Raw genomic sequence first — 6,213 nt, 5'->3', positions numbered from 1 at the left:
AGCGCACAACAATTCGGGCGTGTTTCCGATTCAATTCAGAAACAAAAATATGGCGCGTCCGGGAGGATTCGAACCTCCGACCGCCTGGTTCGTAGCCAGGTACTCTATCCAGCTGAGCTACGGACGCGCAGTGCAACAAATCTTCAAAATAAGCATGGCGGTGAGGGAGGGATTCGAACCCTCGATACGGGACAAACCGTATACTCCCTTAGCAGGGGAGCGCCTTCAGCCACTCGGCCACCTCACCGTCGTTGCGGAGGCACATATTACTTTGAGCCAGAAATATGTCAAACACTTTATCGGTAAAAATGAACATTATCGTTGCGTTTGAACACTTAACAAACAAACCCTGCCAGCTTCGTGTATATCTTGCACCGCTTGCGTTAAAAATGAACAGATTTTCTGAGAGTTACTTGTCGTGATCCCGACCACCCATGATAGCCAAAAAGAAGAAAATCACTGAGCATTAGAAAATATAGTATCAGGGAATCTAGTGAGTCATAGATTGAATATAAGACCTCGCTTCGACGAGCAGCTCAAGCTTCTCTCATACACGGCGATGTTATTGGGTAAAGGGAAAGAATGAGGTTGAATGGTTGATTTGATAAGTGGACGGGTTGTGTCGATGTATTCGTGGCGCAGAAGAGTCATCGTCAGAATGATGAACATTAAAAAGGCCGATATCACTATCGACCTTTTTAAAAATCACTGACGTAATTCTGCTCAGAAGTTACCTGGAGCTGGGCTTTGACCACTTTTCTCTGCCTGTATACGCATGTAGATTTCTTCACGGTGCACAGAAACCTCTTTGGGTGCGTTAACACCAATGCGTACCTGGTTACCTTTAACACCCAGGACAGTTACAGTCACTTCATCACCAATCATCAACGTTTCACCCACGCGACGAGTCAAAATCAGCATTATTCTACTCCTTGAGTAATTACAACTTACTTTCTATTTCGGCCAGCAAATATGCCCTTGAGCGTCATATCACAACTATGTAGACCAACTGCAGCAGCAATAATTCCAAACCTGGATTTGAACTCAGCGAAAAGCGCCATCAATCGACGTTGATGAAAGGCAACTCAACCCAAGATTCTTTTTTTATTACTAGGTTTTCCACTATGGCGCATTTCTGCGAGCAACACCAGTTTAGCAATGAGAATTTTCACATTGATATTAGACAATCTGCTTGAAATATGTATCACAAACTGGGCTTATGTTCGAAAGATGTGGAAAAACATCGACCCGCGCACCTTCAAGAGTACTCACTCTTTTTATTGTGCGATGCGTCACATAAATCAGAGGGTGTGAATCATACAGATAATGTGACAAAGTGCAAATAATGATCGCAAATAAAAAGCCCTGCATTGCAGGGCTTTTCGCGGCATCTATTAATGAAGAAGCTCGGTTAGAGTCGTTCTGCCAACCAATCAGCAGCTGATGCAACAGCCGCGGGTAATGCAGAGACATCGGTACCGCCCGCCTGAGCCATATCAGGACGACCGCCACCTTTACCGCCAACCTGTTGGGCGACCATGTTAACCAGTTCACCCGCTTTAACTTTGCCAGTCAGATCTTTGGTTACGCCAGCAATCAGGCCAACTTTGTCGTTGGCAACATTGCCCAGCAGAACAACACCACTGCCCATCTGGTTTTTCAAATCATCAACCATGGTACGCAGGGCTTTATTGTCAGCACCATTAAGCTCGCTAATCAATACTTTCACGCCATTGATATCCTGAACTTTGTTGATGAGTCCAGCGCTTTCCTGCGCGGCCAGCTTCTCTTTCAACAACTGGATCTCTTTCTCCAGTGACTTCACCTTGGTCTGAGACTCAGCCGCTTTCTGGTCAAAATCATTCTGTTGATGATAGAAGCTATCCAGAGCAACCTGACCTGTCACCGCTTCGATACGGCGAACACCTGCAGCAATACCACTCTCGGATACCATCTTGAACAAGCCGATATCACCAGTGCGTGATGCGTGTGTACCACCACACAGTTCGATAGAGAAGTCGCCCATGGTCAATACTCTGACTTGGTCGTCGTACTTCTCGCCAAACAGAGCCATCGCACCTTTTTCTTTAGCTGCATCAATATCCATGATCTCGGTATCAATGCTGTGGTTGATACGGATATGATCATTCACTATGTCTTCAACACGTCTGAGTTCTTCTGGCTTAACAGCTTCAAGATGAGAGAAGTCAAAACGCAGATTCTCAGCACGAACCAAAGACCCTTTCTGCGCAACATGCTCGCCCAATACCTGACGAAGTGCTTCATGCAGTAAGTGAGTGGCAGAGTGGTTTAATTTAGTAGCCTGACGACGTTCAGCGTCAACTTCAGCATCGGCACGCTCGCCTGTGCTCAGCGTACCGTCCACAAGCTTGCCTTTATGGCCGATACCATTGCCAAATTTCTGGGTGTCGTGTACCGCGAACTTACCCTGTGGGGTAGTCAGGAAACCAGTGTCACCACACTGACCGCCAGACTCAGCGTAAAATGGCGTTTGATCCATGATGATCACTGCCTCATCGGCAGTCGCCAGCGTTTCGGTCTGTGCGCCGTCGACGTAAATCGCGGTAATACTTCCTTGCCCGGATGTGGAACCGTAGCCTGTAAATTCCGATGGCTCATCCACTTTAATGACATTGCTGTAGTCAACGCCAAACTGACCTGCCTCTCGGGCACGCTGGCGCTGAGCTTCCATGGCAGATTCAAAGCCTTCCTCGTCAATGCTCAGGCCACGCTCACGGGCAACGTCATTGGTCAGGTCAGCCGGGAAGCCATAGGTGTCGTAAAGTTTGAACACAGTTTCGCCGTCGAGGACTTTGCCGTCCATAGCTTCCAGCGAATCATTAAGAATTTGCATACCGCGATCAAGGGTGCGGCCAAAGTTCTCTTCTTCAATTTTCAGTACTTTCTCAACCAGTGCCTGCTGCTTCTTAAGCTCTTCACCCGCCGTGCCCATGATGGCAGCTAGGGGACCAACCAGCTTGTGGAAGAAAGCACCCTGTGCACCCAGCTTGTTACCGTGACGAACAGCACGACGAATAATACGACGAAGTACATAGCCGCGGCCTTCGTTAGATGGCATCACACCGTCAACAATCAGGTAGGCACATGAACGGATGTGGTCAGCCACAACCCGAAGAGACTGATTAGATAAGTCTTCATAACCGATGACATCTGCAGTTTCTTTGATCAGTGTCTGGAAGATATCAATCTCGTAATTAGAGTGAACGCCCTGCATGATGGCAGCGATGCGCTCGATACCCATTCCGGTATCTACCGAAGGTTTCGGTAACGGCTCCATGGTGCCGTCAGCCTGACGGTTAAATTGCATGAACACGTTGTTCCAGATCTCAATGAATCTGTCGCCGTCTTCCTCTGGCGAGCCCGGAGGACCACCCCAAATGTGCTCACCATGATCGAAGAAGATTTCAGTACACGGGCCACATGGTCCTGTGTCACCCATCTGCCAGAAGTTATCTGATGCGTAAGGTGCACCTTTATTGTCACCAATACGAACGATACGATCTGCCGGAATGCCCATTTGTTCATTCCAAATCGCAAATGCTTCATCGTCTGTCTCGTAGACGGTGACCATCAACTTTTCTTTCGGCAGTTTCAGGACGTCAGTCAGAAATTCCCAGGCGTACTTAATGGCATCTTCTTTGAAGTAATCACCAAAGCTGAAGTTACCCAGCATTTCAAAAAACGTATGGTGACGTGCAGTGAAACCCACATTTTCAAGGTCATTGTGCTTGCCACCAGCACGAACACAACGCTGTGCAGACGTAGCACGCGTGTAGGCGCGCTTTTCGGCCCCCAGAAAAGTATCCTTAAACTGGTTCATACCTGCATTGGTGAACAACAACGTTGGGTCGTTGGCAGGTACAAGCGATGAGCTAGGCACAATTTGGTGCCCCTTGCTTTCAAAGAACTCGAGAAACGCGCGACGAATCTCATCAGTGCTCATGTACATTGGCTAATCCTGAAATTGGGGTTTAATTAACAACGGTTTTACGTAAAAACACGAAAATGGGCGCTATGATAACACAACGATGTGGTTGTCATTGTAAACAAGGAAAACATTGGCTGAAAGAGGGAACTCAAACAACCCTCTTAAATAGCGTAAATACGAACACTCTTATGGTTGCCAGTGCCGAGCTCTTGGCTGTTTCTGAATCCATCAAGCGTAGAGGTGGAACGAACGGCCTTAGGATCAAGATGTCGTAACCTGAAACGTATGAAGTGGTTCTTTCGCCCTGTTGATATCTGCTTATCAATAACTGAGTTGAGCCCAAGAGCCCCTTTCCACCCAATGACTCGGCCTGAAAAGCCCCAACATCTTAACTTTTTTGCGAAGTTTCCAGCTAAACTGTCCATCACAAGTTTATTACCGCTGAAGCAGGCGAAAATATAGAAATTTAGAGAGGGTTTGTATTCCATTCTGGCAGCTATTTCCATGACTATTTGTTCAACTTTTTTAACGACAATGTCATTGTCTGAGCATTTTTTACTTTGCCAATCATTTCGCGCCCAAGCCATAGTCTGGGCATCGATCGCTCTTCCATGACCAACTATCCAAACATTATCGCCCTCCTTAAGATCAGACCACTTAGCTCTGTGAAAGTTAGGGTCTTTAAATGTGCTTTCATCCACTGAATTAATTAATTCTCCCTCCTTTTTTAGGTCTTCCTCCTGTTTATCTCTTGGATAAGGATAAATTTTACCGTCTATTTTGGGAAGGATATAAGCAAGGTTAATTTCTTTTGAATTTCCTTGAGAATCTTTAAATATATCTTTCCCTTCCACTCTTACTAAACGTTTTATTCCGTCATAGAAAGATTCATCACCATACGGCATCCAAAAGAAGTGTCTCTTATTTGTCACTGTTTATTACCTTAAAATAAGACTATCAATTACTGAGCTAATTTAAATTACCTTAATTACAATTAACCTTATTTACCCAAATGAAATGACGTCATAAGAGTTCTAGTTTATCAACAATAGCTAACCAACCTGCAGGCTCCCTCATTAGTTTGTCTGCTTTGTAATGTTCGCCGCCTATTTTGAATTTATGGCCTCTGACGTTAAACAGCACTTTTTCTTTTTCAATTTTTGCCGCCTGAGAAAATATCTCTCTCACCATGTCTAATGCAGGTGTGTCATGACACTTTTCCCATTCAATCTCTTCATCAAATAATCCAGCCAGACCATAGTCATCATCAAGCTCATAGAAAGCCCTGTAGTGAAGTCGTTGCGCAGCAGCAATAATGGCAGGGCTCAGGTCTTTTAACCGTTCTGCCAAACTAACACCATGCAAAAAGCCGATAACAGAGGTCGCCGAACCTGTCACCACATTTCCCGGGATCATGTCCATGGCAAACCCCACTGACTGCGCCTCGAGTTTTAGCTGTTTACACTTGATAATGACTTCGCAAAGTTCGCATTCGAGACCGAGTCCTTGCCCCTTAAATTTGTTCAATAGCTTTTTCAGCCTAAATAGATGGACACCAGTCTTGGTATCCGCCCTGCCATGGCGAACAGCACCCAGAGCATTAACATGGGTACCCGATGACAACACTCCCCCTGCATAGGAGACCGCATCACCAGCAATATTTTTGACCATACGCTTTTTGAGATAAGCGGCTGTTTTTGCATTGTTGTTGAGGGCCTGATCGATAGTGCTCAGTAACGGATTTGCTTCCAGCGAGGACGGAGATTTGTTTCCCTTATACCAGTCATAAACACTGAATGCGGTGTCATGTATAAGCTTTGCGGCTCCAATATAAGAGCCATAAGAAAATTCAAAGTCGCCCGAAGTATATAGGCCATTATCGCCAGACAATAAGCCAATTACATCTTTGGTGGCATCTGTTGAATCAGCGACCAACCCTAGAATATCACTGCGAATATCCCACGCTATCTGACCATATTCCTTGGCATCCTGTATCGCTTGCTTTTTGGTGACTCCACTTTGTACCGGCAACTTTTTTTGTCTGCTTGCTAGGTGACGTTGTTCATTGCGGTTATTTTTCCCGTAGTGACCATGTCCCGATAATCCATTAAGGAACGCAGAATCATAGCTCTGCTGTGCTTTTTCAACGTTATAGTTACCTGATTGTCTAAACATATTTTTTCACTTTTTTATATCGATAGAATGCTCGGTTAGAGGCAAAGCTCACTGAGAATAGTCATTTT

General features: G+C 45.6%; 4 protein-coding genes and 2 tRNA genes. All 6 read right to left on the bottom strand.

The window, feature by feature from the left end; translation table 11 throughout:
• Positions 1 to 50 precede the first annotated feature (50 nt).
• The 6 genes from A8L45_RS17485 to A8L45_RS17460 all read right to left on the bottom strand — a co-directional run bounded on the left by A8L45_RS17485 (position 51) and on the right by A8L45_RS17460 (position 6,145).
• A tRNA-Arg gene (locus A8L45_RS17485) sits at positions 51 to 127 on the bottom strand.
• A gap of 28 nt (positions 128 to 155) precedes the next feature.
• Positions 156 to 247: transfer RNA gene (locus A8L45_RS17480), tRNA-Ser, on the bottom strand.
• A gap of 476 nt (positions 248 to 723) precedes the next feature.
• The gene (gene csrA / locus A8L45_RS17475; RefSeq protein ID WP_068904653.1) at positions 724 to 921 is read right to left on the bottom strand and encodes a carbon storage regulator CsrA; all 198 of its coding nucleotides are present in this window, start codon (positions 919 to 921) and stop codon (positions 724 to 726) included.
• 490 nt (positions 922 to 1,411) lie between these two features.
• The gene (gene alaS, locus A8L45_RS17470) at positions 1,412 to 3,991 is read right to left on the bottom strand and encodes an alanine--tRNA ligase (protein ID WP_068904645.1); all 2,580 of its coding nucleotides are present in this window, start codon (positions 3,989 to 3,991) and stop codon (positions 1,412 to 1,414) included.
• A gap of 140 nt (positions 3,992 to 4,131) precedes the next feature.
• Positions 4,132 to 4,902 carry a hypothetical protein gene (locus A8L45_RS17465; RefSeq protein WP_068904643.1) on the bottom strand — a complete coding sequence of 257 codons (771 nt, stop codon included), beginning with the start codon at positions 4,900 to 4,902 and terminating at the stop codon, positions 4,132 to 4,134.
• A gap of 91 nt (positions 4,903 to 4,993) precedes the next feature.
• Positions 4,994 to 6,145 carry a hypothetical protein gene (locus A8L45_RS17460; protein WP_068904636.1) on the bottom strand — a complete coding sequence of 384 codons (1,152 nt, stop codon included), beginning with the start codon at positions 6,143 to 6,145 and terminating at the stop codon, positions 4,994 to 4,996.
• Positions 6,146 to 6,213 lie beyond the last annotated feature (68 nt).

Source organism: Veronia pacifica (genome assembly GCF_001707825.1).
Lineage (GTDB): Bacteria > Pseudomonadota > Gammaproteobacteria > Enterobacterales > Vibrionaceae > Veronia > Veronia pacifica.
The sequence above is the reverse complement of the archived record's forward strand: the minus strand, read 5'-3'. Positions and strand labels throughout refer to the sequence as shown.